Genomic DNA, 1,094 nt, shown 5'->3' with positions numbered 1-1,094 from the left:
TGGGATCTTTCCGGTGATAAGGGCTTAGACATTACGCCGGGTATGAAGGTTGCCGGATTAAGCATTTCTGATACCTTGCCAGCACAAGTTGGTTTAGATGCCAACGGCATTACGATTACCGATGGAACAACGCAAGTGCCAATGTCTGACGTGAATGTTCAGATTAACGGTCAAACGGTTACGATCTCAGCTAAGAACCCCGAAGCTTTTGACAAGCAGTACGCAGGTCAGGCCTTAACGGTAAACTTGCCGACGACCGTAAAGGTTGACGGTTACGCTAAGGCGTTAAACCAGTACACGGTTAACCACTTTGGTGACAAGCACACCAGTAATGAAGTCGTGGACTACATTCCAACGGTCCACCCAGAAAAGGACGTTGTAATTAGCGTGGGTGACCAGCAGAGTATCAATAACGGAACGGTTAAGTTAGGGCAGTTATTTGACTACAAGCTGGAAAGTTCTCAACGGCCGGCTAACTATGGTGGCGACACCAAGCAATGGGCCATTGATGATCACTTTGATACGAAGCACGACCAGTACACAGGTCAGTATCACATTTACTCCACGGCGCCAATTACGTTGGCCGATGGTACGGTGCTCCCGAAGGGAACAATTCTCGATAAGTACTTTGCAGTCTCGTTTAATGCGCAGACGGGGGACTTCCACGCCGCAATGTTGCCTAGTCTGATGAAGATCCTGAACCTGCCGGTTAACAAGCAGATTGCCCAGGGTTGGGAAGTCTTTGCGCAGTGCAAGCGGATTGCGACGGGCACGGTTTACAACACCTTCACGGAAACATACAACGGCAAGATATTGCAGTCTAACCGGGTCGTGACGCATACGCCGGATACTAAGACCCCAGGGACGCCAACAACGCCAGGGACACCGAGTCATCCGGGAACGCCCGCTACGCCAGAGCAGCCAAACGTACCATCCCACCCAGGGATGCCAGTCGTTCAGGCTGCGACGATTCATCCGGCAACACCGGCAGGTGTTACCCCGCAGCACCACCAGCAGCAGGGTAACCAGTTACCGGATACGGGTGACAGTCAGCACAATGACTGGTGGGCTATCGGAGGTACCTTATTAGCAGG

The 1,094-nt window shown here is 52.1% G+C and carries 1 protein-coding gene; it reads left to right on the top strand.

From position 1 onward, the window contains the following. On the top strand, positions 1–1,094 hold a 1,094-nt coding region (locus tag ACI3E1_RS07865), incomplete at both ends, for an LPXTG cell wall anchor domain-containing protein (protein WP_405025100.1).

Origin of the sequence: Ligilactobacillus sp. LYQ139, from assembly GCF_045033025.1 — a bacterium.
GTDB lineage: Bacteria > Bacillota > Bacilli > Lactobacillales > Lactobacillaceae > Ligilactobacillus.
This window is presented reverse-complemented; position numbering and strand designations above follow the sequence as displayed.